General features: G+C 75.1%; 2 protein-coding genes. One reads left to right on the top strand and one right to left on the bottom strand.

What is annotated here, in order from left to right; translation table 11 throughout:
* Positions 1 to 116 precede the first annotated feature (116 nt).
* Positions 117 to 635 (bottom strand): lipoprotein LpqH, encoded by a 519-nt coding sequence (locus QH283_RS26200; protein WP_280505603.1) that lies wholly within the window; start codon positions 633 to 635, stop codon positions 117 to 119.
* 183 nt (positions 636 to 818) lie between these two features.
* On the opposite strand from QH283_RS26200, the gene QH283_RS26205 reads away from it, so the two are divergent.
* Positions 819 to 1,989, top strand: a 1,171-nt coding sequence (locus tag QH283_RS26205) for a hypothetical protein (protein WP_280505604.1), incomplete at its 3' end; no start/stop codon positions are given.

The raw sequence follows: 1,989 nt of genomic DNA on the forward strand, positions 1-1,989 counted from the left end.
TGGGGCACCCCTCTACCGTGTGGGGGGCCCGGTAGGTCCGGGTTCCCGGCCCCCCCGGCCGCCCCCCCGGGGGTCCCCCGGGGGAGCCGGGCGCTCGGAGCGGGGCCGTCGGCCGGTCAGGCGCCGACGATCTCCGCGCAGGCGAAGGTGATCTCGAAGGTCGCGGTGCTCGGGCCGGCCAACGGGTCGGTGAGGTCGGGGGCGCCGACGCCCTCGCCGGTGATGGTGAAGGTGTTGCCGTCCTTGGTCAGCTTCGCCGAGCCGCCGGGCTGGCCGTTGCCGTAGCCGAGGGCGTAGGGGGTGCCGGAGCTGCCGCCCTGGGTGCCCGCGATGCCGACGGCCTGCACGGTGTCCGCACCGGTGACGCTGGCGCTCACCGACAGCCGGCCGTAGGTGCCGTTGGCGTCGTCCACCAGCGCCAGGGCCAGGATGTCGCCCAGCTTGGCGCAGGTGGTGACGAACTGGGCGTCGAGGGCCTTGCCGTCGACGGTCGCCGAGGAGGCGCCCGCGGTGGCGGCCTGGCCGTCCTGCGGGGCGGCGGTGGTCTCGCTGTCGTCGCCGCACGCGCTGGCCAGCAGCATCAGGGCGGCGGCGGAGGCGGCGACGGCGGCGGTGCGGAAGGGGTTGGTGCGCATGGTGTTCGTTCCTGTCTCTCGGGACTCTGTGGTCTGGCCGGCGGCCTGTCCGTTCGGGCCGTTGCGAGAAAGGTAGGAGGCGTTCGAGCGCTACCGATCCCAACTTTTCGGCATCACCGCAGGTGAGAGCCTTGCGGCGGGAAGAACTCCCGGGGTGGGGGCGCGAGGGGTTAGCCTGAGCGCATGCGCCGCCCCCGTGCCCTCGTGCTGGACGAGGTGTGGCGCGGGATCGACGGGGTGGAGGCGCTGAGCGGCCCGCACGGCGGCCCGCTGCGCCGCACCGTGAAACTGATCCTCGACCCGCTGGTCATCCGGCCGGTGCAGCATCCGGCCTGCGCGGGCCCGGTCCTCACCGAGGACGGCGCGACCTTGCTGGCCGCCCGCGTGCACGCCGCGGCCGATCGCCTGCGCGCCACCGCCGCCTGGTTCGGCCTGCTCAAGCAGACCAGGAGGGCGCTGCGCATCACCGAGGGCAACGCCCAGGATCTGTACTTCCAGCGCTGCTTCGAACTGGCCGTCACCCGAGGCCATCCCGATCCCGAGCGCGACCGGCCGCGCGCCGAGGCGACCCTGCGCGAAATCCACGAGGTGTCCGGTGGACGCACCACCCAGGCGCTCAAGGACCATCTCGCCGAGCCCGCGACCGCCGCCCGGCTCGCCGCCCTGATCGACACCGCGTGGGCGCGCCGCCCCGGCCCCGTGACCGCCCCCGCTCACGACGACCTGCTGCGCGCGCTGCTCGACGCCGCGGCATGCGAGCACCTCGGCATCCAGACGCAGGCTTCCGCGACCGGGAACACCCGACCGCCCAGCGCCGCCGAACTCTTCGACGCCGCCGTATCGGCCAATGTGGGCACGCACACCGGGATCACGCTGTGGTACAGCGCCTTCGGCACCGTCCGGGAAGCCACGGCCGGCACGGGCGCTGCGGCCTCAGCCCACACCGCGCCGGAGTCGGACACGATCTCGGCCAAGGGCCTCGGCCTCACCGCCCACCCGCTCCCGCCGCGCCCCGAGGTGGGAACCTCCGCCGCCACCGCGACCCTGCGTCTCCCCTTCGACCGGACCATCCACGAACGCGTCTTCACCGTCCTGCAGGCCTCCACCGAACGTGCCGAGCTGCCCCCGATCCCCGACCTGGTCACCGAGGAGATCGCCCGCAGCAGCGCGCCGTTGGCCCTGCTGGACGAAACCCTGCGCGCCACCGCCGCGGCGGGCGTGGCGCTGGCCACCGGCCTGGCCCCGCTCGACCGCCCGGCCACGGCCCTCGCCCGCGAGGACGCCGACGAGTCCGCCGCCCACCGCACCGCCGCCCACCGCACCGTCGACGCCCGCTGGCGACGCGAGGCCTACG

Origin of the sequence: Nocardia farcinica, from assembly GCF_029867845.1 — a bacterium.
Classification (GTDB): Bacteria; Actinomycetota; Actinomycetes; order Mycobacteriales; family Mycobacteriaceae; genus Nocardia; species Nocardia farcinica_A.

Coding starts and splice junctions, on each gene's coding strand:
- QH283_RS26200 (WP_280505603.1), bottom strand. CDS start 635: ATGCGCACCAACCCCTTCCGCACCGCCGCCGTCGCCGCCTCCGCCGCC.